We start from the raw sequence: 25,342 nt of genomic DNA, 5'->3' as shown, positions 1-25,342 counted from the left end.
GCGCCATGCAGCAAGCATCTGTGCGCCCCCACGGCCTGTCGCGCCGCCGCCTGGTGATGGCGCTGCCCTTGCTGGGCGGCGCGGTCTGGAGTGCGGGAGCGGCCGCAGGTGGACGGGGGGTGTCTGAACGCAGCTCGCGGCCCCTGATGGGCACGCAGGTGGACATGGCGGTGGAGGGCGTTGACCGCGCGCTGCTGCGCCAGGCCATGGACCGGGCCTATGCGGAGATGCAGAGGCTGGAGGCGCTCATGAGCCGCTACCAGCCCCGCAGCGTGGTCAGCCGCATCAACCTCGCGGCGGGCATCATGCCCGTGGCGGTGCCACCCGAAGTCATGGCGGTGCTGCAGGGCGCGCAGCGCGTGTCGGCGATGAGCCGTGGGGCCTTTGATGTGACCGTGGGGGCTTTCAAATCCTGGAACTTTGGTCCCGGCGACAAGGTGGTGCCCGGCGCCAGCGAGATCGCGCGGCAGCTGCCGCTGGTGGATGCGCGCGGCCTGGTGCTGGATGGGGCCGCAGGCACGGCCTTCCTGGCCCGCCAGGGCATGGCGCTGGACCTGGGCGGCATCGCCAAGCTCCCGATCCTGGAAGCCGGCATGAACATGCTGCGCTCCGAGGGGGTCGAGAACGCCATGATCAACGGTGGCGGCGATGTGCTGACCCAGGGGTTGTGGCAGGGCCGGCCCTGGCGCGTGGGGCTGCGCGACCCGCGTTCCCCGGAGCATTTGCTGGGCGTGGTGGCCGTGGCGGGCACCGGTGTGGTGGCCTCGTCGGGCGACTATGAACGTTTCTTCTTCCACGAAGGCCGGCGCCAGCACCATGTGCTCAACCCGCGCACCGGCCGCCCGTCATCGGGCGTGCATGGCGTGAGCCTGGTGGCGCGGGATGTGGCGGCCGTCAACGGCCTGGGCGCCGCGCTGATGGTGCGGGGCCCGCAGGCGGGCAGGGCACTGGCGCAGCGCATGCCGGGGCTGGCCGTGCTGATCGCCGGGCAGGACGGCGGGGTCTGGCAGTCGGCGGCCATGTCGGCCCTGCTGGAGCCCGTGCCGTCCTGAGGGTGCATTCAGCCCGGGGCCTGGGCCTGCTCGCAGTGCACCTGCAGCAGTTCGCGTTCTGCCAGCGTCGCGCCAAAGCGCACGGCGCTCAGGCAGCCGCCCCACACGCAGCCCGTGTCCAGCCCCAGCAGATCGTTGCGGTGGAGCCAGCCCAGCGTGGACCAGTGGCCGAAGGCCACCAGCGTGCCCGCGGTGCGCCGGCCCGGCACGTCGAACCAGGGCATCAGGCCGGGCGGTGCGGCATCCGCGCTTTCGGTGCTTTCGAAATCCATCACGCCGTCGGCCGAGCAAAAGCGCAGCCGGGTGAGCGCGTTCACGATCACGCGCAGGCGGTCAGCGCCTGTCAGGTCGTCCCGCCACTGGTCGGGGGTGTTGCCGTACATCGCGTGCAAAAAACCGGGCAGATCGGGGCCGCGCAATACCGCGTGCACTTCATCCGCGTATCCCAGGGTATCTGCGGCAGACCAGGCGGGCAGCACGCCCGCATGCACTATCAGCAGCGCCTGCCCGGCATGCGTGTGGGCACGGGCCAGTGGCTGCTGGCGCACCCAGTCAAGCAACGCAGCGCGGTCGGGGGCGTCCAGCACGGTGCCCAGCGTGTCGCGCCGCGAGGGCTTGCGCGCGCCGTGTGCGGCGGCCAGCAGGTGCAGGTCGTGGTTGCCCAGCAGGCAGCGCAGGGCGTCGCCCTGGGCCATGCAGCGGCGCAGGACCGCGGCGGAGTCCGGCCCCCGGTTGACGAGGTCGCCCAGCAGGTAGACGGTGTCGCGGCTGGGCGAAAAGCCGATCACGTCGAGCAGGTGCCCGAGGGCGCTGTCGCAGCCCTGAATGTCCCCGATACAGTAAAGTGCCATGGTGTGTTTCTTATCCGGTGAAGCATGGATTTTCTGCTGATCGCGCTGCTGACCTTGCTCAATGGCGTGTTCGCGATGTCTGAACTCGCCCTGGCGTCCAGCCGCAAGTCGCGCCTGGCCACCATGGCCGAGGCCGGTGACAAGGGCGCGCAGGCGGCCCTGGCGCTGCTGGACAACCCCACGCAGTTCCTCTCGTCCGTCCAGGTGGGCATCACGTCCATCGGCATGCTCAACGGCATCATTGGCGAGGCGGCCTTCAGCGACGGCCTGGGTATCTGGCTGCAGGAGGCCGGAATGCCCGCCCGCCCCGCCGGCATCGCGGCCACCGCGCTGGTGGTGACGGTCATCACCTTCATCACCATCGTGTTTGGCGAGCTGGTGCCCAAGCGCATCGGCCAGCTTTATCCGGAAACTGTGTCCCGGGTGGTCGCGCGCCCCATGGCCTGGGTGGCGAAGGTGGCCAAGCCATTCGTGCGGCTGCTCTCGCTCTCGACGCAGGGCGTGCTGGCGCTGATGCGCGTGGACAACGCGGCGGGGCGCGCCGTCACCGAGGAGGAGATCGTGGCCAGCCTGGAAGAGGGCCGCGATGCCGGGGTGATCGAGCACCATGAGCACCAGATGGTGCGCAACGTGTTCCGGCTCGATGACCGGCCGCTCACCTCGCTCATGGTGCCCCGCAGCGACGTGGCCTGGCTGGATGCCGGACTGACGGTGGCCGAGGGGTTGCGCATGGCCGGCAGCGGCGGGGAGCAGGGCGCGCATTCCTGGTATCCGGTGTGCCGGGGCTCGCTGGATGAGGTGGTGGGGCTCCTGAGCGTGGCGCGCCTTCTCGAACTCGGCCCGCAGGCGCAGGGGCTGCTCGAGCGCCATGCGCAGCCCGCGGCTTTCCTTCCGGAAACGCTGAGCGGCATGGAGCTGCTGGAGCAGTTTCGCGCGCGCTCGGGGCGCATGGTGTTTGTGGTCGATGAATATGGCGTGGTGCAGGGCATCATGACCCCGCGCGATTTACTCGAAGCCATTACCGGCGAATTGCAGCCGGGCGCGGCCACGGACGCATGGGCCACCGCGCGGGGCGATGGCACCTGGCTGCTCGACGGCCTGGTGCCGGTGGCCGAGCTCAAGGCGCGGCTGGATATTCGGGATTTACCCGGTGAAGGGCGGGGGCGCTATAACACCTTGGCCGGCCTTTTGATGGCGGAAACCGGACATTTGCCTGCCATTGGCGAGAGAATTGGCTGCGCCGGATGGATATTTGAAGTGCTCGAGCTCGACGGCAAGCGCATCGACAAGGTATTGGCGCAGCCGGAGCCACCGGCCGCCTCCAGTCTCTGAAAGGCCCGGCACCAATACCCCGCCGCCGGGTGCCATTCATTATGGGCATGGCGGGTAATATGGAAATTCCATGAATTTGAAGGGATGGATGGCAAAGGCGGCAGATTATTCATATAATTCATCCGTCACACATCCTCCACCCTGAACCCTGACACCATGACCACCAGCTATAAAGAACTGTTGAAGCAGCGCGAAGCCCTTGAGCAACAAATCAGCGAGGCCCGCCGACGTGAATTGTCGGACGCGGTGTCCCAGGTTCGTTCCCTGGTGGCCGAATATGGCTTGACCGCCCAGGACGTGTTTCCCGCGGGCAAGGCCGCTGGCAAGGCCACGGGGCGCAGCTCCACCGCTGGCACCAAGGTGGCTCCCAAGTACCGCAATCCCGCCACGGGCGAAACCTGGACGGGCCGTGGCAAGGCGCCCAAGTGGATTCAAAACGAGAGCCGCGAGAAGTTTGCCATTTAAAAAGGCGGCAAACCGCTGCCGCCAGGAATTCTTCAGGCATATCGGATGGCCTGATTCGCCTGAAGGCCCGGTACGGCATGGCTGCACAGCCATCGCACAGAAAATAAAGCCCGCACCCGCGGGCTTTTTTTATGCGCCATTTACTTCGTGCATTCAGCGAATGAGCCCGGGTACCCCGGGGCCTCTTGGGGCTGCGGCGGCGGGGTAGGGATTTTTATGGGCTCGCGGCCGCTGAAGGCCCTTCGAGCCCATTGGTATCACGCGGGTTCCTGCGGATGTGGTTGCGAGGCCACCTTGCGCAAAACCTCCGCCGTGAAATCGTCGGCCGGAAAGAATGATTCCACGGCCAGTTCCTGCAGGGTCACGTCCACCGGGGTGCCAAATATCGTGGTCGTGCTGATGAGCGAGAGCATTCCGTGCACGCTTTCAAAGCAGAACGGCATTACCACGCCCAGCATTTCACCCGCCAGAACCGGCGCGCCCGGTGCCTGCGGCGCGGGATATTCCTGCAATTCGGCCTGCAGGGCGATCAGCGCCGGGTCGGCGGTGGCCTGTATTTGCTGGCGCAGGCGTTCAAACAGGTGGGCCCGCCATTGCGGCAGATTGGCGATGCGGGGGGCCAGGCCCTGGGGATGCAGGCTCAGGCGAAACACGTTGATCGGGGGCGCGAGCAGTTCCGGGCTCACGTGCGAGGCCAGCAGGGCCTGGGCGGCCTGGTTCGCCGCCACCACGTTCCAGCAGCGGTCGAGCGCGATGGCGGGGCAGGGTTCGTGCCCCTTGAGCACCAGCTCGACGGCCTGGCGCGCCGCCGCGAGGGCGGGGTCGTCCAGTGCGCGCTCACGGTACATCGGCGCGTAGCCGGCCGCCACGAGCAGGGCATTGCGCTCGCGCAGCGGGATGGCCAGCCGTTCGCACAGGCGCAGCACCATGTCGCGACTCGGGTTGGTGCGTCCGGTTTCCATGAAGCTCACATGCCGCGTGGAGATGTCGGCCTCGTCGGCCAGTTCCAGCTGGCTCAGGTGCCGCTGCTGGCGCCAGGTGCGCAGATGGTCGCCAAACGATGCGGGCCCCGGCGGCGCCGCGCGGTGCGGCAGGCTGGGGCGCACAGGGCGGTGCGAAGGGGGGGATGTGGAGGTCATGGGCCACATCCTAGGGGGAAAGAGCGTGCAGGCCATTACCTGCCAGGTCATCGACGCGGTGCACCGGGACGGGAACGATGCAGGCCTGTTCTTCATTTTTTTACCCACCAAGGAGTCTTCCATGTTCAACCTGATGTCTTCCCCCCGATTCCTGCGCGCCGTGGTCTGGTTCGATGCCTCCACCGGTGTGCTGCTCGGTGCCATGCACCTGCTGCTGACGGCGCCGCTGGCCGGGTGGCTGGGCCTCGCGCCGGGGCTGCTGCAGGCCTCGGGCGTGCTGCTGCTGGGCTACGCCGCCCTGGCCACCGCCATCGCGCGGTCCGAGCCCATGCCCCGTGGCTGGCTGTGGGTGCTGATCGTTGGCAACTTCGCCTGGGCGCTGGCCAGTCTGGCGCTGCTGCTGGGCTCCGCGGCCGCGCCCACCTTGCTGGGCCAGGCCTATCTGCTGGTGCACGTGGTGTCCGTCGCCCTGCTGGCCGAACTGCAGTGGATGGGCGTGCGCCGCCTGCCCGCATGGGCCGCCGCTTGACGGGTATTCATCTTTTGCTCTTGAATTGATAGCAATTGGCGCTTGTCGCACAAGCGCCAGGGGCATTCTTGATTCATCTTCCATGCGGCGGCGGCGTGGGCCGGAGCACCGGCCTGCGCCGCACCGGCACCGGGGCCCGGCGGCCCGCATAGCCCCACGATTGCACCGTCACGCAGGACTGCCAGAATAGGCCTTGTTGCCTTTCACAGGAGTTCGCCATGGCCTCATCGCCCAAGCCCGCCCGTCACGCGTTTGCCAACACCCTCAAGAGTTTCAGGACAGCGTCCGGCAAGGAGGGCCAGTTCTACTCCCTGCCCGCGCTGGCCCGGCAGTTTCCCCAGATCCACCGCCTGCCCGTGTCGATTCGCATCGTGCTCGAATCGGTGCTGCGCAACTGCGATGGCCGCAAGGTGACCGCCGAGCATGTCAAGGAGTTGGCCCACTGGGTGCCCAAGGCAGACCGCAAGGACGAAATTCCCTTTGTGGTCTCGCGCGTGGTGCTGCAGGACTTCACCGGCGTGCCGCTGCTGGCCGACCTAGCCGCCATGCGCAGCGTGGCCGTGAAGCTGGGCAAGAACCCCAAGAAGATCGAGCCGCTGGTGCCCGTGGACCTGGTGGTGGACCACTCGATCATGATCGACCACTACGGCAAGAAGAATTCGCTCGACCTGAACATGAAGCTCGAGTTCCAGCGCAACCGCGAGCGCTACGAGTTCATGAAATGGGGCATGCAGGCGTTCGACACCTTCGGCGTGGTGCCTCCGGGCTTTGGCATCGTGCACCAGGTGAACCTCGAATACCTGGCGCGCGGCGTGCACAAGCGCAAGGACGGCGTCTACTACCCCGACACCCTGGTGGGCACCGACAGCCACACCACCATGATCAACGGCATCGGCGTGGTGGGCTGGGGCGTGGGCGGCATCGAGGCCGAGGCCGCCATGCTGGGCCAGCCGGTGTACTTCCTCACGCCCGACGTGGTGGGCTTCGAGCTCACGGGCCAGCTGCGCGAGGGCGTGACGGCCACCGACCTCGTGCTCACGGTGACCGAGATCCTGCGCCAGCACAAGGTGGTGGGCAAGTTCGTGGAGTTCTTTGGCGAGGGCACGCGCACGCTGTCGCTGCCCGACCGCGCCACCATCGGGAACATGGCGCCCGAGTACGGCGCCACCATGGGCTTCTTCCCGGTGGATGAAAAGACCATCGACTACTTCCAGGGCACGGGCCGCACCAAGGGCGAGATCGAGGCCTTCGAGGCGTACTTCAAGGCCCAGGGCCTGTTCGGCGTGCCGCTGGCGGGCGAGATCGACTACTCGCAGGTCGTGCGGCTGAACCTGGGCGACGTCACGCCCAGCCTGGCGGGCCCCAAGCGCCCGCAGGACCGCATCGAGCTGGGCAAGGTCTGCAGCCAGTTCGCCGACCTGTTCAGCAAGCCCATCGCGCAAAACGGCTTCAACCGCCCGGCCGAGCTGCTGCACACCCGCCACCATGTGCGCCCGTCCGATGCGCCGGCCGAGGTGAGCGCACCCGCCGAGAAGCCCCTGCCCTCGGGCGCGCCGCGCTTCGTGGTGGAGATGGAGCACAACAAGCCCACCCTGGCCGCCGCGCACGCCGAGGTGCCCGCCCAGCAGGCCAGCCGCGCTGGCGACGTGACCCTGGGCAACGGCGACGTGCTGATCGCCGCCATCACCAGCTGCACCAACACCAGCAACCCCAGCGTGCTGCTGGCCGCGGGCCTGCTGGCCAAGAAGGCGGTGGAGGCGGGGCTCAAGGTCAAGCCGCACATCAAGACATCGCTGGCGCCCGGCTCGCGCATTGTCACTGAATACCTCACGCAGACCGGCCTGCTGCCCTACCTGGAAAAGCTGGGCTTCGCGCTCGCCGGCTACGGCTGCACGACCTGCATCGGCAATGCGGGCGACCTCACGCCCGAGCTGAATGAGGCCATCACCAGCAACGACCTCGTGTGCGCGGCCGTGCTCTCGGGCAACCGCAACTTCGAGGCGCGCATCCACCCCAACCTCAAGGCCAACTTCCTGGCCAGCCCGCCGCTGGTGGTGGCCTACGCCATCGCGGGCACGGTGCTCAAGGACCTGATGACGGAGCCCGTCGGCAAGGGCAAGGGCGGGCGCGACGTCTACCTGGGCGACATCTGGCCGACCAGCGACGAGATCCACCAGCTGATGAAGTTCGCGATGAACGGCAAGGCCTTCCGCGAGAACTACGCCAAGGTGGGCTCCGACCCCGGCAAGCTCTGGGAAAAGATCAAGGGCGTGGGCGGCAATGCCTACACCTGGCCCGCCAGCACCTACATCGCCGAGCCGCCGTTTTTTGCCCAGTTTGCTCTTGAAAAAGGAGCTGCCAGCGCAGATGCATCAAGCGCTGGCGGCCAAAATGACGCAAAGCTTCCGTCCGTGCTGGGTGCGCGCATCATGGCGCTGTTCGGCGACTCCATCACCACCGACCACATCTCGCCCGCCGGTTCCATCAAGGAAAGCTCGCCCGCGGGCCAGTGGTTGCTGCAGCACGGCGTGATGAAGCAGGACTTCAACAGCTATGGCGCGCGGCGCGGCAACCATGACGTGATGATGCGCGGCACCTTCGCCAACGTACGCATCAAGAACCTCATGATTGCCCCCACGGCCGACGGCTCCCGCGAGGAGGGCGGCGTCACGGTGTTCCAGAACGAGGGCGCGCTGCAGGGCGAGAAGATGTTCATCTTCGACGCCGCCATGCAGTACATCGCCCAGCGCACCCCCACGGTCATCTTCGCCGGCGAGGAATACGGCACGGGCTCCAGCCGCGACTGGGCGGCCAAGGGCACGCAGCTGCTGGGCATCAAGGCCGTGGTGGCGCGCAGCTTCGAGCGCATCCACCGCTCCAACCTGGTGGGCATGGGTGTGCTGCCCCTGCAGTTCCGGGCGGGCGAGTCGTGGGAGACGCTGGGGCTCACCGGCAGCGAGGTGATCGATGTGGTGCCGGACCCCGCGCTCACCCCGCAAAGCGATGCGCAGCTCGTCATCCGCCGCGCGGACGGCTCGCGCCAGGAGGTCACGGTCACGCTGCGCATCGACACGCCGATCGAGGTGGACTACTACCAGGCGGGGGGCATCCTGCCCTTTGTGCTGCGCCAGCTGCTGGCCGGCTGAAGATGATGCGGGGGTGGCCGGCGCTGCGGCGCCGCGCCCCGGGGGCCGCGCGCCCAGTCAGCCGTGTGCCAGGGAGACCGTAAAGAATGTGAATGCCTGCTTACTCGCCGATACACTTGTGACGTTGTGTCGAAATAGAGTCCCGCACTGCCTCACGCCCGTATGCCCCCTTCCACCCGCTTCAGGCCCTATCGCGCGCTGCTGACGGACACACCAGCCGTCACGGTGGTGCTGGTGGTGGCCGCGCTGGCGGCCGTGATGGTGCCGCTGGCGCAGATGATGGGCGATGGCGCGGGTTCCCAGCACGGCCTGGAGCCTTTCATGGAACTGGTGGCCGTGCTGCTCGGGCTGCTGGTGGTGTCGGTATCGCTGCACACTCTCGAAGCCCCCGAGCAAACCCGTGCCAACGTGCTGGTGGCGGGTTTCGGCGTGGCGGCGGCATGCAATTTTCTCCACGGCGTGCTGGCGCATTCGACCTCGGTCCACATGCCCACGGGCACGGCCGGCATCTCGCTGTGGCTCAGCAGCTGGGCCCGGGTGGCGGAGACGCTCACCCTGCTGCTCACGGCGGTGCACCTCACCGCCGCGGGCCCTGCCAAGGCGTGGCTGGCCGCCTCCGCCGGCATGGCGCTGCTGCTGCTGGGAACGGCGCTGGGGCCGCTGCCCGCATCGTTTGCGCAGGCCGCGGGCGGAGCCTTGCGGCAGTACCTGGCGTTCGGGCTCGTGCTGGTGCTGGCGGCGGTGGCCCTGCTGCTGCACCGCGATGCGGTGCGCCGGGGGCAGGCGCGCGAGCGCGTTTTCGCCTGGGCGGCGGCGGCCTTCGCCTGCGGTGAACTTTCGGTGGGCCTGCTGGGCGGCCATTCTCCCGTGGGCGGCCCGCTCGCCCACGGCTGGCGCATCGTGGCCTATGCGCTCCTGTACCAGGCGGTGTTCAACGCGGGCATCCGCCAGCCGTTTGCGCGTGTGCAGGAGGCCGAGCGGCTGCTGCGCGAAAGCCAGGGCCGCCTGTCGCTGCTTGGGCGCAACCTGCCCCACAGCGTGCTGTACCAGGTGGTGCGCGAGCACGACGGGCGCACGCACTTCGTGCACATGGGCGAGGCCATTGCCCGCCTCAACGGGGTCAGCGTCGAGGACGTGGTGCGCAACCCCAGCGTCCTGTACGGGCAGATCCTCGAGGAAGACCGCGCGCGCCTGCTGCGGGCCCAGGAGAACTCCTTCGTGAACATGGCCGCGGTGGAAGAGGTCTTCCGGATGCGCCGCCCGGACGGCCAGCTGCGCTGGATGCACCTGAGCGCCTCGCCGCGCCGGCTCGACGATGGCCGGGTGATGTGGGACGGTGTGCAGACCGATATCACCGCGCACCACCTGGCCGAGGAAGCCTCCCACGCCCATGAGGCCCTGATGGCCAACATGCTGCGGCAGGTGCCTGGCGGGGTGGCACGGCTGGACCGCGATTTGCGCGTGCTCTACGTCAACGAACAGCAGGCCCGCTGGCTGCACCGCGAGCCCGCGCAGCTGCAGGGGCAATTGCTGAGGGATGTGCTGGAGCCCGAAGTGATGCAGCGCATGCAGCCTCATTTCGACAAGGCGTTCGCGGGCGAGGCGGCGGTGTTCGAGAACCGCATCGACGGACCCGGCGGCACCCAGTGCCACCACACCACCATCGCCCCCGAAAGCGTGACGGACCAGGGCGTGCCCGCCGTGGTGCTGTTCGCCTACGACCTCACCGAGCTCAAGCGCATCGAGGAAGAGCTTGCGCACCAGAAGGCACACCTTGCGCGCGTGGTCAACGCCATGCCGGACATGGTGTTCCTCAAGGACGCGCAGGGTGTCTACCTGTCGGTCAACCCCGTGTTCGAGCGCTTTGCCGGGCGGCCGGAGCGCCAGATCGTGGGTTGCAGCGATTTCGATCTGGTGGCGCAGCCCGAGGCCGAGCGGTTCCGCAACTACGACCTGCGCGCCATGCAGGCCTGGCAGCCGCTGGTGTACGAGGAAACGCTCACTTTCGCCGAGGATGGCTACCAGGGCCAGTTCGAGACCATCAAGACCCCCATCCGCGACCTGCACGGCCGCGTGACCGGCGTGCTGGGCGTGTGCCGCGACATCACGGACCGCAAGCGAGCGGAGCAGGAGATCGAGCGCCTGGCGTTCTTCGACGCGCTGACGGGCCTGCCCAACCGGCGGCTGCTGCTCGATCGCCTGCAGCGCTCCATCGCCGCGTGCCAGCGCACCAGGAACCTGGGCGCGCTGCTGTTCATCGACCTGGACAACTTCAAGGACCTCAACGACACCCTGGGCCACGACATGGGCGACCAGCTCCTGGCGCAGGTGGCCACGCGCCTGGTGGGCAGCGTGCGCGAGGCCGACACCGTCGCGCGCTTTGGCGGCGACGAATTCGTCGTCATGCTCGAAGCCCTGGCGCCCCAGCTGCCGCAGGCGGCCGCGCAGGCGGAAACCGTGGCCGAGAAACTCCTGGCCAGCCTGAACCAGCCCTTCGAACTGGACGGCGCCCAGCACTACAGCACCCCCAGCATCGGCATCACCCTCTTTGGGGACGAACGCCTGAGCGTGGACGAACTGCTCAAACGCGCCGACCTGGCCATGTACCAGGCCAAGGCGGCGGGGCGCAACACCCAGCGCTTCTTCGACCCGGACATGCAGGCGGCCGTCAACGCGCGCTCCAACCTGGAGGCCGACCTGCGCCAGGGGCTGGCGCGGGGAGAACTGCTGGTGCACTACCAGCCCGTCGTGGACCACCAGTCCCAGCTCATGGGCGCCGAGGCCCTGGTGCGCTGGCGCCACCCCCAGCGCGGGATGATCAGCCCCGGCGACTTCATCCCCCTGGCAGAGCAGACAGGCCTGATCCTGCCGCTGGGGCAATACGTGCTGCAGACCGCGTGCCGGCAACTGCAGCGCTGGGCAGAGCACCCGGACACGGCGCACCTGTCCATCTCCGTGAACGTGAGCGCGCGGCAGTTTCGCCAGGCCGGCTTCGTGGCCGAAGTGCTGCAGACCCTGCACAGCCACCAGGCGGACCCGCGCAGGCTCAAGCTGGAGCTGACAGAAAGCCTGCTGCTGGGAGACATCGAGGACACCATCGCGCGGATGGTGCAGCTCAAGAGCGAAGGGGTGGGATTTGCGCTGGACGACTTCGGGACAGGGTACTCGTCCCTGTCGTACCTCAAGAGACTGCCGCTGGATCAGGTGAAGATAGACCAGAGCTTCGTGCGGGACGTGCTGGCGGACCCCAACGACGCGGCGATCGTGCGCACGATCCTGGCGCTGGCCAAGAGCCTGGACCTGCAGGTGGTGGCCGAGGGGGTGGAGACGACGGGGCAGCTGTCGTTCCTGCGGCTGCATGGCTGCGAGGGGTTCCAGGGGTTTCTTTTCGGGCGGCCGGTGCCCATCGACGTATTTGTGCGCGAGCACCAGCTGGGCCTGTTCGCGCAGCCCGTGGTGGCCGTGGCCGAGGGGCGCAAGCCATGACCGCCGGGCCGGGCATCCTCTGGGTGGACAGCGACACGCAGCATGCCGCGGTGGCGCGGCGCCTGATCGCCGCGCACCACCCGGGCTGGCGCGTGGTCAACAGCCCCACGCCGGACACCGCGCGGGCGCCGCTGGCCTCGCAGGCCTGGGATGCCGTGGTGCTGTGCCTCAAGCCCTCGGTGCAGGATCTGCCCGGCGTGCTGGAGCTGTGCGCCGGGCGCCCCGTGCTCATGTGCATCGACGCCCACCAGGAGGCCCTGGCCGCGCGCGCGTTCCGCTGCGGACTGGGCGACTACATGGTGCGCGACGCCGATGGCGTGGCCCACTTGGGCGAGCTGCTGCACCGGCTGGCCGCGCTGCTGCACAGGACCCAGGGGCAGAGCCAGCCCGTGCGCATGGTGGACGCCCGCATCTGGCAGGATGCGCTGACCCTGCTGCAGGAGCAGCGCGCCACGCTGCAGGTCACGCTTGCCAGCATGAGCCAGGGCATCTTCAAGACCGCGCCGGATGGGAGCATCACCGTCTACAACCAGCGCGTGCTCGAGCTGCTGGACCTGCCCGAATCCCTGATGGCCACGCGGCCCACCCTGGCCGACCTGACCCGCATCCAGGCCGAGCGGGGCGACTTTGGCGAAGGCCATCGCCTCGTGGACCGGCGCGGGCATGCCTACGTGGCGGGGGGCGCGGTCGCCGCCGCCCCATCGGTCTACTGGCGCACCACGCGCGATGGCCGTACCTTCGAGGTGCGCACCACCGAGCTGCCCGACGGCGGCCTGGTGCGCACCTTCGCCGATGTGAGCGACTACGTGCGCGTGGAGAACGAGCTGCGCGAGAGCGAGGCACGCTTTCGCTCGCTGAGCGACCTGTCGTCCGACTGGTACTGGGAGCACGACGCCGAAGGCCGCTTCGTGCAGCTGGCGGGCGATCTGAGCGTCAATGGCATCCCCCTGTCCAACGTGATGGGCCGCACCCGCTGGGAGATCGGCGCGCTCAACATGACCGAGGCCGACTGGGCGGCGCACCGCGCGGTGCTGCAGGCCCGGCAGCCGTTTCGCGACCTGGAGCTGCAGCGCCACCGGCCCGATGGCAGCATGCACTGGATCTCGGTCAGCGGGGTGCCCGTGTTCGATGCCCAGGGCGCGCTGTGGGGCTACCGGGGCGTGGGCCGCGACATCACCGAGCGCAAGGAGGTCGAAAGCCAGATCGAGCGCCTGGCGTTCTACGACATGCTCACCGGCCTGCCCAACCGCCGCATGCTGGTGGACCGCCTGCAGCGCGCGATGGCGGTGGTCGCCCGGTCGGGTGCGCAGGGCGCGCTGCTGTTCATCGACCTGGACAACTTCAAGGACCTCAACGACACCCTGGGCCATGACACGGGCGACCAGCTGCTGCTGCAGGTGGCCCAGCGCCTGAAGGGCTGCGTGCGCGAGGCCGACACCGTGTCGCGCTTTGGCGGCGATGAGTTCGTGGTGCTGGTGGAAGGCCTGAGCGCCGACGGCCCCCATGCCAGCGCCGAGGCCGCCCTGGTGGCCAGCCACATCGCCACCACGCTGGGCAAGCCCTACGCGCTGGGCGAGACCAGCCACCACAGCACGCCCAGCATCGGCATCGCGCTGTTTGGCCAGCAGACCTGCAGCGTGGACGAACTGCTCAAGCACGCAGACCTGGCCATGTACCAGGCCAAGGCCGCGGGGCGCAACACCCAGCGCTTCTTCGACCCCGACATGCAGGCCGCCGTCAGCAACCGCTCGGCGCTGGAAGCCGACCTGCGCCGGGGCCTGCAGGAAAAAGAACTGGTGCTGTATTTCCAGCCCGTGGTGGACGGCAAGGGCCGCCTGCAGGGCGCGGAGGCCCTGGTGCGCTGGAAGCACCCGCGGCGCGGTCTCGTATCACCGGCCGAGTTCATTCCGCTGGCCGAACAGACGGGGCTGATCCTGCCGCTCGGGCACTGGGTGCTCGAAGCCGCCTGCGCGCAGCTCGTGGCCTGGTCGCGCAGCTCGCTCACGCGCCAGTTCTTTCTGTCGGTGAACGTGAGCGTGCGGCAGTTCCGCCAGCCCGATTTCGTCGAGCAGATGCTGGGGATCCTGCACAAGAGCGGCGCCAACCCCGAGCGCCTGAAGCTGGAACTGACCGAAAGCCTGCTGCTGGCGGATGTGGAGGACGTGATCTCGCGCATGGAATACCTGCGGCGCTACGGCGTGGGGTTCTCGCTCGATGACTTCGGCACGGGTTACTCGTCGCTGAGCTACCTCAAGCGCCTGCCGCTGGACCAGCTCAAGATCGACCAGGGCTTCGTGCGCGACCTGCAGACCGACCCCAACGACGCGGCCATCGTGCGCACCATCCTGGCCCTGGCGCACAGCCTGGACCTGGCCGTGGTGGCCGAGGGCGTGGAGACCACGGGGCAGCTGGAGTTCCTGCAGCGCCACGGCTGCCAGGCTTTCCAGGGCTATCTGTTTGGCCGCCCCATGCCGGCGGAGGTGCTGGAGCGCGCCCTGCGGCCCGCGCTGTGACGGCGCGCTGCCTTCCTCGTGCGGGCCCTGCGCCATGACAAGCCGCGGCGGGCGTCCGCACGGCACAATCGGTGCATGAAGAAGCAGGTACTGGTCGCCGGTGGCGGCATTGGGGGGCTGGCAGCGGCGCTGGGCGCATCGCGGGCGGGCTGGGACGTGCGGCTGTACGAGCGCGCCGCAGCCTTCAGCGAGGTGGGCGCGGGGGTGCAGATCGGGCCCAACGTGGTGCGCCGCCTGCAGGCCTGGGGACTGCAGCAGCCGCTGCAGGCCGTGGCGGCGTTTCCGAGCCGGCTGCAGGTGCGCAATGCCGTCAGCGGCCGCGAACTGGCCGTGCTGCCGCTGGGCCCGACAGCGGTGCAGCGCTACGGCGCCGCCTACGCCACCATCCACCGCGCCGACCTGCATGGCCTGCTGCTGGCGGCGCTGACCAAATACACCGACACGCAGCTGCACCTCGCGCACGCGATCGAGGGCTTTGCCGACGGCGATGGCGTCGTCACCGTGCGCACGAGCCGGGGCAAGGAGGTGGAAGGCGATGCGCTCATCGGCGCCGACGGGCTGTGGAGCCGCACCCGCACGCAGCTGCTGGGCGCGGTGGCGCCGCGCGTGACGGGGCACCTGGCCTACCGCGCCCTGGTGCCGCAGCACGCACTGCCCGGCGCGCTGCGCACCGCGCAGGTCACGGCCTGGCTGGGCCCGCGCCTGCATGCGGTGCAGTACCCCGTGCGCCGGGGCGAACTGCAGAACATCGTCGTCATCGTGCAGGGCCCCGCGCCGCAAGACCTGGAGAACTGGGACCATGCCGCCAACGCCACGGGGCTGGAACACGCCCTGCAGGGCACCTGCACCGCGCTGCAGGACGTGGTGCGCAGCGTGAGCGACCAGGGCGGCGCGGGCGGCTGGCGCCTGTGGCCGCTGTGCGACCGGCCGCCGGTGCGTGGCGCAGGCGACATGGCGCAGGGCCTGGTCGCCCTGCTGGGCGATGCCGCCCACCCCATGCGCCCTTACCTGGCCCAGGGCGCGGGCATGGCCATCGAGGACGCGGCGGAACTGCAGCGCGCGCTGGCCATGCACGACCTGGAGGTGCCGCTGCGCCTGACCCGGTATGCCCTCAACCGCTGGCAGCGCAATGCGCGCGTGCAGGCCCGCTCCACGCGCAACGGGCGCATCTTCCACGCCATGGGCCCCGTGCGCTGGGGGCGGGATCTCTCATTGCGCCTGCTGGGCGAACGGCTGCTGGATGTGCCCTGGCTGTACCGGGGCGATGGCTCCATTGCCAGTTCGCTGTGATGCCTTTGCGCGATAGCTGGCCGCGCTGGATGGCGGGGCCCTCGCACCAATGAACTTTGCGCGGCATGCCTGCTCTATCCATGGGCGGGCATGGATGTAAAAAGCACCGCATGCGCACACAAACACCCTGTTCAAGGGCGGACCATGGTGCTACAAAGAGATGAGCCAGTAGCGATTCCCACTGCAACACCGTGGCACTTCCCGGGCCCGCCAGGGGTGCCGCCACAGGAGGTCGTATGGATGCCATCAGCAGTTTCGCCGCGCGCTACGCCCGCAGCCGCGAAGAGGAAATGTCGATCGACGAGTACCTCGCCGAGTGCAAGCGCGATCCCATGGCCTATGCCACGGCGGCCCAGCGCATGCTGGCCGCCATCGGCGATCCCGAGATGGTGGACACGCGCAACGACCCGCGCCTGTCGCGCATCTTCGCCAACAAGGTGATCAAGCGCTACCCCACGTTCGCCGAGTTCTACGGCATGGAGGATGCCATCGAGCAGGTGGTGAGCTTCTTTCGCCATGCCGCGCAGGGGCTGGAGGAGCGCAAGCAGATCCTCTACCTGCTGGGGCCGGTGGGCGGGGGCAAGAGTTCCATCGCCGAGCGGCTCAAGTACCTGATGCAGAAGGTGCCGTTCTATGCGATCAAGGGCTCGCCGGTGAACGAGTCTCCGCTCGGGCTGTTCGACGCGATGGAGGACGGCCCGGTGCTGGAGGAACAGTTCGGCATTCACCGGCGCTACCTGCAGCGCGTGCTGTCGCCCTGGGCGGTCAAGCGGCTCGACGAGTTCGGCGGCGACATCCGCCAGTTCCGCGTGGTCAAGCGCTACCCCAGCATCTTGAAGCAGGTGGGCATTGCCAAGACCGAGCCGGGCGACGAGAACAACCAGGACATCTCCAGCCTGGTGGGCAAGGTGGACATCCGCAAGCTCGAGACCTTTGCCCAGGACGACACCGACGCCTACAGCTACAGCGGCGGCCTGTGCCTGGCCAACCAGGGGCTGCTGGAATTCGTGGAGATGTTCAAGGCGCCCATCAAGGTGCTGCACCCGCTGCTCACCGCCACGCAGGAGGGCAACTACAAGGGCACCGAGGGCTTCGGCGCGATCCCGTTCGACGGCGTGGTGCTGGCCCACAGCAACGAGAGCGAGTGGAAGGCCTTTCGCAACAACAAGAACAACGAGGCCTTCCTGGACCGCATCTACATCGTCAAGGTGCCGTACTGCCTGCGCGTGAGCGAGGAGATACGGATCTACGAGAAGCTGATCCGCGAATCGTCGCTGGGCAACGCCGTGTGCGCGCCGGGCACGCTCAAGATGATGTCGCAGTTCGCCATCTTGACGCGCCTGAAGGAGCCCGAGAACTCCAGCATCTTCAGCAAGATGCAGGTGTATGACGGCGAGAGCCTGAAGGACACCGACCCGCGAGCCAAGAGCTACCAGGAGTACCGCGACTACGCCGGCGTGGACGAGGGCATGACCGGCATCTCCACGCGCTTCGCGTTCAAGATCCTGTCCAAGGTGTTCAACTTCGACAGCGCCGAGCTGGCGGCCAACCCGGTGCACCTCATGTATGTGCTGGAGCAGCAGATCGAGCGCGAGCAGTTCCCCTCCGAGCTGGAAACCAAGTACACCAGCTACATCAAGGAGTTCCTGTCACCGCGCTATGCCGAGTTCATCGGCAAGGAGATACAGACGGCCTACCTGGAGAGCTACAGCGAGTACGGGCAGAACATCTTCGACCGCTACGTCACCTACGCCGACTACTGGATCCAGGACAACGAGTACCGCGACACCGACACCGGCGAGGTGTTCGACCGCAGTGCGCTCAACGCCGAACTCGAGAAGATCGAGAAGCCCGCGGGCATTGCCAACCCCAAGGATTTCCGCAACGAGATCGTCAACTTCGTGCTGCGCGCGCGCGCCAACAACCAGGGCAACAACCCGAGCTGGACCAGCTACGAGAAACTGCGCCTGGTGATCGAGAAGAAGATGTTCTCCAACACCGAGGAGCTGCTGCCCGTCATCAGCTTCAACGCGAAGGCCAGTGCCGAGGAGGCGCGCAAGCACGAGGATTTTGTCACCCGCATGGTGGACAAGGGCTACACCCCCAAGCAGGTGCGTTTGTTGTGCGAGTGGTACCTGCGCGTTCGAAAAAGCAGTTGATCGGGGTTGCCAGCGCGTCCCGCCGGGGCGCCTGTCCATGCATGGGAGCTAAGCAGATGGCATTGCAAATCATCGACCGCAGGCTCGCAGGCAAGAACAAATCGGTCGGGAACCGCGAGCGCTTTGTCCGCCGCTTCAAGGAGCAGATCGCGGACAGCGTGCGCCGCGCTGTGTCCAGGCGCAGCATCCGCGACATCGAGCAGGCCGAGAGCGTCACCATCCCGCGCAAGGACATTGGCGAGCCCGTGTTCCACCATGGCCAGGGTGGCATCCACGACGTGGTGCACCCCGGCAATGCGGAGCATGTGCGCGGCGACCGCATCGCGCGGCCCAAGGGGGGCACCGGCAGCGGCTCGCAGGCCAGCGACAGCGGGGAGGGAGAGGACGACTTCACCTTCACGCTGACCAAGGAAGAGTTCATGCAGCTCTTCTTCGAAGACCTCGCGCTGCCGCGCCTGCTGCGCACGCACATCGGCGAGAACCCGAAATGGAAGTCGCGCCGCGCCGGCTACAGCCAGGACGGCATTCCCAACAACCTGGCGGTGCTGCGCACCATGCGCGGGGCGCTGGGGCGGCGCATCGCGCTGGGCAAGGCGCCACACCGCGAGCTTGTGGCGCTGCAGGCGCAGCTCGACGCGCTGCTGGCGCAGGATGACGGCACCAGCGAGGCGGTGGCCGAGCTGCAGCGCCGCATCGACACGCTCCGGCAGCGCATCGACCGGATTCCGTACCTCGACCCCATCGACCTGCGTTTTCGGGCCAGGGTGCAGGTGCCGGTGCCCAACAGCCAGGCGGTGATGTTCTGCCTGATGGACGTCTCGGGCTCCATGGACGAGGCCCGCAAGGACCTGGCCAAGCGCTTCTTCATCCTGCTGTACCTGTTCCTCACGCGGCACTACGAGACGATCGACATCGTCTTCATCCGCCACCACACCCAGGCCACCGAGGTGAGCGAGGAGCAGTTCTTCCACTCCACCGAGAGTGGTGGCACGGTGGTCAGCAGCGCGCTGGTGCTGCTCGACCAGATCATCCACGCGCGCTACCCCGCTGGGGACTGGAACATCTACGCCGCCCAGGTCAGCGATGGTGACAACTTCACCAACGACAGCGGCAATTGCCGCAGCCTGCTGGTGGAGCGGATCCTCCCGCTGGTGCGCTACTTTGCCTATGTGCAGGTGGCCCAGGAAGAGCAGAACCTGTGGGACGAATACAGCCAGTTGCTGGCGCTCCATCCCCACTTCGCCATGCGCAAGGTCTCCGAGCCGGGCGACATCTATCCCGTGTTCCGCGACCTCTTCAAGAGCGAGGGGGTGCAGGTATGAACATGACCCAATACCCGGTGCTGGAGCGCCGCATCCGCGACAACCCCTGGAAGACGGCCCTCGTTGGCGAGCGCCGCCACCGCACCGTGCCCGAGCAGCTCCTGCCCGCCGGGGCGCGGCCCGCCCAGCCGCTGCCCGACCCGGGCGACTGGACGTTCGAGCTGATCGAGCGCTACCACGGCGCGATCGCCGCCACCGCCGAGCGCTTCGGCCTGGACACCTATCCCAACCAGCTGGAGGTCATCACCGCCGAGCAGATGATGGACGCCTACTCCAGCGTGGGCATGCCGGTGAACTACCGCCACTGGAGCTACGGCAAGGAGTTCCTGGCCACCGAACGGCGCTACCGGCGCGGCCACATGGGGCTGGCCTACGAGATCGTCATCAACGCCAACCCCTGCATCAGCTACCTGATGGAGGAGAACACCACCGCCATGCAGGCGCTGGTGATCGCGCATGCGGCCTATGGGCACAACAGCTTCTTCAAGGGCAACTACCTGTTTCGCATGTGGACGGACGCCTCCTCCATCATCGACTACCTGGTGTATGCCAAGGACTACGTGGCCCAGTGCGAGGAGCGCTACGGCTTCGACGAGGTGGAGCGGCTTCTGGATTCGTGCCACGCGCTGGCCAACTTTGGCGTGGACCGCTACCGCCGTCCCTCCAAGAAGAACCTGGCACGCGAGCGCCTGGAGCGCGAGCAGCGCGAGGCCTACGCGCAGCAGCAGGTCAACGAGCTGTGGCGCACCCTGCCCACGCGGCCCGGCAAGGACGGCGCGGCGCAGGAGCACAACCGCTTTCCGAAGGAGCCGCAGGAGAACATCCTGTACTTCATCGAGAAGAACGCGCCGCTGCTGGAGCCCTGGCAGCGCGAGATCGTGCGCATCGTGCGCAAGATCGCGCAGTATTTCTACCCCCAGCGGCAGAGCCAGGTCATGAACGAGGGCTGGGCCACTTTCTGGCACTACACCCTGCTCACCACCCTGTACGACGAGGGCTACCTGAGCGACGGGGTGATGATCGAATGGCTGGGCTCGCACACCAACGTCATCTTCCAGCCCCCCGTGGGGCACCGCGCCTACAGCGGCATCAACCCCTACGCGCTGGGTTTTTCCATGTACCGCGACATCCAGCGCATCTGCCAGAACCCCACGGCCGAAGACCGGCGCTGGTTCCCCGACATCGCGGGCTCCCCGTGGCTGCCCACGCTCGACCATGCCATGCGCAACTTCAAGGACGAGAGCTTCATCGGCCAGTACCTGAGCCCGCACCTGATGCGCGAGATGCGGCTGTTCGCCCTGCACGACGATGCCAACGAGCGCGAGCTGGTGGTCAGCGAGATCCATGACGAGAACGGCTACCGCGGCCTGCGCCAGATGCTCTCGCAGCAATACGACCTGGGCACGCGCGAGCCCAACATCCAGGTGTGGAACGTGAACCTGCGCGGTGACCGCAGCCTGACCCTGCGCCACACCCAGTACCAGGGCCGCCCGCTGGGCGACGACACGCAGGAGGTGCTCAGGCACGTGGCGCGCCTGTGGGGTTTTGGCGTGCAGATCGAGAGCGTGGACGCCTACGGCAACCACCCGGTGCTGCTGCACACGGTGCCGGGGTCCATCGCGTGAGCGCGTTCCAGCCGCCGCTGCGGTGGCTGGAACGGCCCTGCCGTGCCGGTGGCGCCACTGCAATCACTGCCTTGATGCTATCAAATCAATAGCTTGCAGCGCTTTATAGATAAGCGCAAGAGCCTCTTTTTGCTGAAAGAGCTGAAGCGGAGCGGGCCTCAGCCAGCCTGCGCCGCGCGCAGCGGACAGTCGGTGGCCACGCGTTCGGCCAGCGTCTGGCGCAACGCCTGCAGCGCGGCGATGCGCGTGTCGATCTCCTGCAGTTTGGTGGCCAGCACCTGCGCCAGCGCGGGCGCGGGGTCGGGCGCGTCCCAGATGCCGGGCAGCCGGTCGCCAATCTCCGCCAGCGTGAAGCCCAGCTGCTGCGCCATGCGGATGTACTGCACCAGCATCACCGCTTCGGGTGGGTAGTCGCGGTAGCCGTTGGCCAGCCTGCGCGAGCGGATCAGCCCTTGCTGCTCATAAAAGCGCAGCGCCTCGCGGCTCAGTCCCGAGGCGGCGGCGAGCTCACCGATCCGCATGGGCGTCCCCGGTGCCGGCCTTTTTTTCCGATGCCAGCACCCAGCGCAGGATGGCAGCCTGTACCGGCAGCAGCAGCTCCTTTTGTGCGTAGCCCACGAAGCCGGGGTAGGCCAGCGGGTCCACCGCCAGCTCGCGGCCCAGGGTGAAAGGCGGCGTGGGCAGCAGGGCGGGGTGGCCCATCGCGGCCAGATGCTCTTCGGTCAACGGCGCCAGGTCGGCCTGCGTGGTGGCGCCGGCCTCGGCGCTGGCGGGCCAGCTGTCGGTGACCACCACATCCACCGCGTCCGGCAGCGCGGACGGCTCCACGAATTGCACGTTCGGCAGCGCCTCGTGAAAGCGCCGGTCGCACACCTGCACCAGCCCGAACCCCATCACCCGTGCCAGTTCGTGCCATGAGCGGAACACGTTGGTGCTGGGCCCCCACAGGCACACGCGTGCTTCCCGCAGCGGCTTGATCCGGCTGTCGACGTAGTACGCGTCGGTCAGCACCTCGCAGGGGTGGCCCTGGGCCGACATCGCATTGATCACGGGCCGGCGCGACGCCGCCGCGAAGGCCGAGAGCCGGGGGTGGTCGGACTCGCGCACCACGTACAGCGCGTAGAACGGGTCCAGGTAGCCGGCCAGGTCCTCGGGCCGCTCCCCGGTCTTGAGCAGATGGGGAAGCTCGGTGAACGTCAGGCCCAGCTGCCGGAACGCCTGGATGAACGTGGTGCGCGTGCGGATGCCGTTGCCCTCGAACGACCACGCCACGGTGCCCGCCAACGCGGGGCCCGGCGCGCCGCCCGCGAGCGCCCAGATCTGGCGTATGTCGGCAGGCTGCAGGTCGGCCAGCTGAAGAAGGTCCATGCGGATGCCCCAAAAAAGTGCTTGACCCTGAAGCGTACTTCAGGCCTGAAGCTCGGGGCCTCTTTCACTTCGATGACCGCACCGCCATGGCCACTTTCGCTGCCACGTTCCCAGCCTTTTCCGAATCCCGCTACCTGCGCGTCGTGCGTGCCAGCGGCTGGTACGACCTGCTCGTGACCTGGCCGTTCGCGCTGCCCTGGACCTTTGCCTGGCTCTACGCGCAGCTGGGGCTTGTCGCCCAGGCGCTGGCCTTGCCAGGCACGCTGCACCCGCTTGATACCACCCACATGCTGCTGGCCAACCTCCTGGGGTCGGTGGTGGTCGTGTGGTCGGCTGCGCGCATCGCGGCGCCTTCGCTGCTGCTGGGGCGGCTCGATGGCGTGGCCCGTTTCCTGTTCGCGGCATGGCAGATCTATGCCGTGGCCCATGGGGCCAGCGCCATCGTGCTGGGCTTCACCGCGTTCGAGCTGCTGTTCGGCGTGCTGCAGTGGTGGCGCGTGGCGGGCGCGGGCCTGGCGGCCTGCCCGCCCAGCCGCGGCCGCGTCAATGCGCGGGGGCCGGTGCGGGCAGCAACCTGAAGGCGAGCACGCCCGCGGCCAGCATGCCGGCGATGGTGAGCATCACGGCCACGTACGGGTCCGCGCCCCGCGCGGCCGCCTGCGAGGCGGCCAGGCCCGTCACCCACTGCATCAGCGCCACGCCCAGGAACAGCGCCATGGTGAACACCGCCATGGCACGCCCCGTCATGGCCGCCGGGTAGGACGAGCGCACGTCTGCGTACTGCAGCACCATGTAGCCCGACAGCAGGCCCACGGCGATGGAGCCGCCCACGTCCAGCCACTCGGCGTGCAGGAAGCCGATGGCGGCGAACAGCCCGGCGAGCAGCACGGTAAAGCCCGCCAGCCAGCGCCTGCGCCGCGCGGGGCCCGGGTCCAGCCGGCCGAAATAGGCCGGGGTGAACAGCGACACCAGCGACGACAGCATGGCCACGTTGCCGCTGGCCACCAGCGAATAGCCGTGCCGCTCGATCAACAGCGGCCCCAGCCACAGCCCGCGCAGCGTGAGGAACGACGCATACGTCATCAGCGCCAGCAGCATGATCCCGGCCGTGTGCGGCAGCAGGAACAGGGCGCCGAAGCCGCGCACCGCATCACCCACCGACTCGCGCGGCTGCGGGGCCTGCGCGGAGTGAACGGGGTGGGTGGGTTCATGCACTCTCCAGAAGATCAGCAGCCAGGCGAGCGCGGCCAGGCCCGCCAGCACGGCGAAGCCCATGCGCCAGGACGACTGCTGCACCAGCCAGGCCAGCGGCGTGCCCGTGAACAGCATGCCCAGCCCGCCCACGCCCATGGCCACGCCCGACACCATCGCGAAGCGGCTGGCGGGGAAGTAGCGCGCGATGAACACCGTGCAGACCAGAAACGCGGGCGCGCAGCCCACGCCGATGAGCACCTGGCCCAGCAACACGCCGCCGTAGCTCGGGGCCAGCGCCGAGAGCAGCGAGCCCGCGATGGCGAGCGGAAACGCCACCAGCAGCGTGCGCCGCACGCCGTACAGGTCGATGCCGATGCCCATGAAGAGCTGCATGGTGCCGAAGGCGAAGGCAAATGCCCCCGCGAAGACCCCCAGTGCCTCGGCCGAAAGGCCGAACTCCGCGCGCAGCCCGGTGGCCATGATGGCGGTGATGGTGCGAAACGCCTGACTCAGCGCGAAGCCGGAGACCAGCGCGAGCAGCATGGCCCAGGCGGCGCGGGGCGCCAGAAGCGGGGAGGGCGTGGGGGAAGGGGGCGCCTGCACGGTGATGGATCTCCTGTAGTGCGCGGCGCCCCGGACTGCGGTTCAACCAGGCAAAGGGCGCGCTGCCCACCGAGGGTAACTGCACGGCGGCGCCCTGGCTGTCGCTGGCGGACAAGCCGGGCGGCTGCGAGGGCGCCGCGCGAAGGGGCGCCTAGGGTATGTCCCGATCCCCTGCCGGCGGCCAGCGCGGCGTGTCGGCCACCCCGCATCTTTGGCGAAATGTGCTCTCAATCGGGCGCAGCGCAGCGCATTGCGCCGCTGCATGGCTTCAATGGCACCCCGCGAAGGGGCTTTGGGGTCCGTCACGAGGGCGCCACAGGGGCGGGGCAGACTTTAGAGGAGGCCCTCGATGTGGGGATCACCCCAATGACGGGCCAGGGGGCCTGAGGCACTCTTGTGGGCATGCCTTGCGCCGGTGTGGGTCATGGTTCTGAAGTCGCTGGTTTCGGTCTCTCGCAAGCAGGATGGCGCAGGCAGTGGGTGGTAGTGGCAAGGTTCGTGCTTATGGGGCCAGGGGGCCTCGAGCCGTTGGACGTTGGAAGTTGTCGGGTGGGCTGCAAGGTGCACCGCGACGTCAGGAGTGACCGATGAAGAAGATGGTTTTGCTGAGTTCAGGCGCGCTGGCGACCCTGATGCTGACGGGCTGTGCCAGCCAGCCGCCCGCCCTGCAGGCTTTCAGTGAGCCGGTGGACCGCAGCAGCATGCAGTTCGCGTGCGGCAACGGCGAAAAGGTGGAAATGCAGTTCTATCCCGAACAGGGCATGGGTGTGCTGCTGCGCAGTGGCTGGACGGTCGATCTGCCCAAGCAGGTGGCCGAGACGGGATACGCCTACAGCAATGGCCCGACGACCGTGCTGGGCAAGGGCAACGAGCTGACCATCCAGATCGGCCACCTGGCACCGATCTGGTGCCGCAGCAGCCGCCCCATGATGGTGGCCGGCAGCCCCCGGTAGCCTTCCTTTCCGCCCCGCTTTTTTCCTCGCCTTCTCCTTCAGGCGGGGTCGGTGGCATGGCGCACGCCGGCCATCGCTGCGCTGTGCTGCGTGGCGCCCGCTCCATGTTCGTGCCCAGGGCCTGTGCGACGCCGCGGGCAGGTGCCCCGCGCGCCAGGCTCCGTGCGGCCCGGGCAATCCCCTTCCCTTGAACCCCGTACTTCGCGTGGCTGCGGCCGAAGTCCAACTATCCGGCGCGCGTGCGTGCGGGCGGATGTGATGACGGAAGGCGGGCTGCGCCGGCCGTTCGCCCGGCCTGTGCCGCCATCCGCACCG

The 25,342-nt window shown here is 68.2% G+C and carries 18 protein-coding genes; 13 read left to right on the top strand and 5 right to left on the bottom strand.

Annotation, left to right across the window (positions count from 1 at the left end; all coding sequences use genetic code 11):
- Positions 1-5: 5 nt before the first annotated feature.
- Positions 6-1,052, top strand: coding sequence for an FAD:protein FMN transferase (locus AC07OD_RS24960; protein ID WP_255594511.1), 1,047 nt, complete (start codon positions 6-8; stop codon positions 1,050-1,052).
- Positions 1,053-1,060: 8 nt separating this feature from the next.
- On the opposite strand, the gene AC07OD_RS24955 is transcribed toward AC07OD_RS24960, so the two are convergent.
- Entirely contained in the window at positions 1,061-1,903 is an 843-nt protein-coding gene (locus tag AC07OD_RS24955; RefSeq protein WP_218341440.1) for a symmetrical bis(5'-nucleosyl)-tetraphosphatase, read from the bottom strand.
- A 24-nt stretch (positions 1,904-1,927) separates the two neighbouring features.
- Between AC07OD_RS24955 and AC07OD_RS24950 the strand changes: the two genes are divergently transcribed.
- Both AC07OD_RS24950 and AC07OD_RS24945 read left to right on the top strand, forming a co-directional pair.
- Complete coding sequence (locus AC07OD_RS24950; RefSeq protein WP_218293647.1) at positions 1,928-3,235, top strand: hemolysin family protein; 1,308 nt, start codon at positions 1,928-1,930, stop codon at positions 3,233-3,235.
- A 156-nt stretch (positions 3,236-3,391) separates the two neighbouring features.
- A complete protein-coding gene (locus AC07OD_RS24945) occupies positions 3,392-3,700 on the top strand; it encodes an H-NS histone family protein (protein WP_218294417.1) in 309 nt (102 codons plus the stop codon).
- A 257-nt stretch (positions 3,701-3,957) separates the two neighbouring features.
- Here AC07OD_RS24945 and AC07OD_RS24940 read toward each other — a convergent pair whose 3' ends face one another.
- On the bottom strand, positions 3,958-4,839 hold the full coding sequence (locus tag AC07OD_RS24940; protein ID WP_218293648.1) for a helix-turn-helix domain-containing protein: 882 nt from the start codon (positions 4,837-4,839) through the stop codon (positions 3,958-3,960).
- Between AC07OD_RS24940 and AC07OD_RS24935 the strand changes: the two genes are divergently transcribed.
- The 8 genes from AC07OD_RS24935 to AC07OD_RS24900 all read left to right on the top strand — a co-directional run bounded on the left by AC07OD_RS24935 (position 4,838) and on the right by AC07OD_RS24900 (position 20,909).
- Positions 4,838-5,368: a hypothetical protein gene (locus tag AC07OD_RS24935; protein WP_494598286.1), complete on the top strand. Its 531-nt coding sequence runs from the start codon at positions 4,838-4,840 to the stop codon at positions 5,366-5,368. The two genes, AC07OD_RS24940 and AC07OD_RS24935, sit on opposite strands and share 2 nt — an antisense overlap.
- Positions 5,369-5,586: 218 nt before the next feature.
- Positions 5,587-8,514 (top strand): aconitate hydratase, encoded by a 2,928-nt coding sequence (locus AC07OD_RS24930; RefSeq protein ID WP_369641780.1) that lies wholly within the window; start codon positions 5,587-5,589, stop codon positions 8,512-8,514.
- 162 nt (positions 8,515-8,676) lie between these two features.
- The gene (locus AC07OD_RS24925) at positions 8,677-12,000 is read left to right on the top strand and encodes a sensor domain-containing protein (protein ID WP_494598285.1); all 3,324 of its coding nucleotides are present in this window, start codon (positions 8,677-8,679) and stop codon (positions 11,998-12,000) included.
- Positions 11,997-14,513, top strand: a complete 2,517-nt coding sequence (locus AC07OD_RS24920; RefSeq protein ID WP_218293652.1) for a putative bifunctional diguanylate cyclase/phosphodiesterase — start codon at positions 11,997-11,999, stop codon at positions 14,511-14,513. The genes AC07OD_RS24925 and AC07OD_RS24920 overlap by 4 nt, the downstream gene beginning before the upstream one ends.
- 75 nt (positions 14,514-14,588) lie before the next feature.
- Positions 14,589-15,803 (top strand): FAD-dependent monooxygenase, encoded by a 1,215-nt coding sequence (locus AC07OD_RS24915; RefSeq protein ID WP_218293653.1) that lies wholly within the window; start codon positions 14,589-14,591, stop codon positions 15,801-15,803.
- A gap of 236 nt (positions 15,804-16,039) precedes the next feature.
- On the top strand, positions 16,040-17,962 hold the full coding sequence (locus tag AC07OD_RS24910; protein ID WP_218341875.1) for a PrkA family serine protein kinase: 1,923 nt from the start codon (positions 16,040-16,042) through the stop codon (positions 17,960-17,962).
- Positions 17,963-18,018: 56 nt separating this feature from the next.
- Complete coding sequence (locus tag AC07OD_RS24905; RefSeq protein WP_494598284.1) at positions 18,019-19,284, top strand: YeaH/YhbH family protein; 1,266 nt, start codon at positions 18,019-18,021, stop codon at positions 19,282-19,284.
- The gene (locus AC07OD_RS24900; protein ID WP_218293656.1) at positions 19,281-20,909 is read left to right on the top strand and encodes a SpoVR family protein; all 1,629 of its coding nucleotides are present in this window, start codon (positions 19,281-19,283) and stop codon (positions 20,907-20,909) included. The genes AC07OD_RS24905 and AC07OD_RS24900 overlap by 4 nt, the downstream gene beginning before the upstream one ends.
- A 158-nt stretch (positions 20,910-21,067) precedes the next feature.
- Here the strand turns inward: AC07OD_RS24900 and AC07OD_RS24895 are convergent, their stop codons facing one another.
- Positions 21,068-21,430 (bottom strand): MerR family transcriptional regulator, encoded by a 363-nt coding sequence (locus AC07OD_RS24895; protein ID WP_218293657.1) that lies wholly within the window; start codon positions 21,428-21,430, stop codon positions 21,068-21,070.
- Positions 21,417-22,277, bottom strand: a complete 861-nt coding sequence (locus AC07OD_RS24890; protein ID WP_494598283.1) for an ornithine carbamoyltransferase — start codon at positions 22,275-22,277, stop codon at positions 21,417-21,419. The genes AC07OD_RS24895 and AC07OD_RS24890 overlap by 14 nt, the downstream gene beginning before the upstream one ends.
- Positions 22,278-22,363: 86 nt before the next feature.
- Here AC07OD_RS24890 and AC07OD_RS24885 point away from each other — a divergent pair, with 86 nt between their 5' ends.
- Positions 22,364-22,855, top strand: coding sequence for a hypothetical protein (locus tag AC07OD_RS24885; protein WP_494598282.1), 492 nt, complete (start codon positions 22,364-22,366; stop codon positions 22,853-22,855).
- On the opposite strand, the gene AC07OD_RS24880 is transcribed toward AC07OD_RS24885, so the two are convergent.
- Positions 22,821-24,014 carry an MFS transporter gene (locus AC07OD_RS24880; protein WP_494598329.1) on the bottom strand — a complete coding sequence of 398 codons (1,194 nt, stop codon included), beginning with the start codon at positions 24,012-24,014 and terminating at the stop codon, positions 22,821-22,823. The two genes, AC07OD_RS24885 and AC07OD_RS24880, sit on opposite strands and share 35 nt — an antisense overlap.
- Positions 24,015-24,661: 647 nt before the next feature.
- On the opposite strand from AC07OD_RS24880, the gene AC07OD_RS24875 reads away from it, so the two are divergent.
- A complete protein-coding gene (locus AC07OD_RS24875) occupies positions 24,662-25,027 on the top strand; it encodes an MliC family protein (RefSeq protein ID WP_494598281.1) in 366 nt (121 codons plus the stop codon).
- Positions 25,028-25,342: the final 315 nt, after the last annotated feature.

The organism is Acidovorax sp. GW821-FHT10E03 (genome assembly GCF_059415205.1).
Note: the sequence above shows the minus strand (reverse complement) of the source record. Positions and strands in the feature narration are given on the sequence as shown.

What these genes read in the sequence shown, in the direction of transcription:
- AC07OD_RS24935 (WP_494598286.1), top strand. Translation starts at nt 4,838, where the DNA reads ATGGGCCACATCCTAGGGGGAAAGAGCGTGCAGGCCATTACCTGCCAG.
- AC07OD_RS24955 (WP_218341440.1), bottom strand. Translation starts at nt 1,903, where the DNA reads ATGGCACTTTACTGTATCGGGGACATTCAGGGCTGCGACAGCGCCCTC.
- AC07OD_RS24950 (WP_218293647.1), top strand. Translation starts at nt 1,928, where the DNA reads ATGGATTTTCTGCTGATCGCGCTGCTGACCTTGCTCAATGGCGTGTTC.
- AC07OD_RS24880 (WP_494598329.1), bottom strand. Translation starts at nt 24,014, where the DNA reads ATGCTGCTCGCGCTGGTCTCCGGCTTCGCGCTGAGTCAGGCGTTTCGC.
- AC07OD_RS24945 (WP_218294417.1), top strand. Translation starts at nt 3,392, where the DNA reads ATGACCACCAGCTATAAAGAACTGTTGAAGCAGCGCGAAGCCCTTGAG.
- AC07OD_RS24905 (WP_494598284.1), top strand. Translation starts at nt 18,019, where the DNA reads ATGGCATTGCAAATCATCGACCGCAGGCTCGCAGGCAAGAACAAATCG.
- AC07OD_RS24900 (WP_218293656.1), top strand. Translation starts at nt 19,281, where the DNA reads ATGAACATGACCCAATACCCGGTGCTGGAGCGCCGCATCCGCGACAAC.
- AC07OD_RS24895 (WP_218293657.1), bottom strand. Translation starts at nt 21,430, where the DNA reads ATGCGGATCGGTGAGCTCGCCGCCGCCTCGGGACTGAGCCGCGAGGCG.
- AC07OD_RS24890 (WP_494598283.1), bottom strand. Translation starts at nt 22,277, where the DNA reads ATGGACCTTCTTCAGCTGGCCGACCTGCAGCCTGCCGACATACGCCAG.
- AC07OD_RS24960 (WP_255594511.1), top strand. Translation starts at nt 6, where the DNA reads ATGCAGCAAGCATCTGTGCGCCCCCACGGCCTGTCGCGCCGCCGCCTG.
- AC07OD_RS24915 (WP_218293653.1), top strand. Translation starts at nt 14,589, where the DNA reads ATGAAGAAGCAGGTACTGGTCGCCGGTGGCGGCATTGGGGGGCTGGCA.
- AC07OD_RS24940 (WP_218293648.1), bottom strand. Translation starts at nt 4,839, where the DNA reads ATGACCTCCACATCCCCCCCTTCGCACCGCCCTGTGCGCCCCAGCCTG.
- AC07OD_RS24885 (WP_494598282.1), top strand. Translation starts at nt 22,364, where the DNA reads ATGGCCACTTTCGCTGCCACGTTCCCAGCCTTTTCCGAATCCCGCTAC.
- AC07OD_RS24910 (WP_218341875.1), top strand. Translation starts at nt 16,040, where the DNA reads ATGGATGCCATCAGCAGTTTCGCCGCGCGCTACGCCCGCAGCCGCGAA.
- AC07OD_RS24920 (WP_218293652.1), top strand. Translation starts at nt 11,997, where the DNA reads ATGACCGCCGGGCCGGGCATCCTCTGGGTGGACAGCGACACGCAGCAT.
- AC07OD_RS24930 (WP_369641780.1), top strand. Translation starts at nt 5,587, where the DNA reads ATGGCCTCATCGCCCAAGCCCGCCCGTCACGCGTTTGCCAACACCCTC.
- AC07OD_RS24925 (WP_494598285.1), top strand. Translation starts at nt 8,677, where the DNA reads ATGCCCCCTTCCACCCGCTTCAGGCCCTATCGCGCGCTGCTGACGGAC.
- AC07OD_RS24875 (WP_494598281.1), top strand. Translation starts at nt 24,662, where the DNA reads ATGAAGAAGATGGTTTTGCTGAGTTCAGGCGCGCTGGCGACCCTGATG.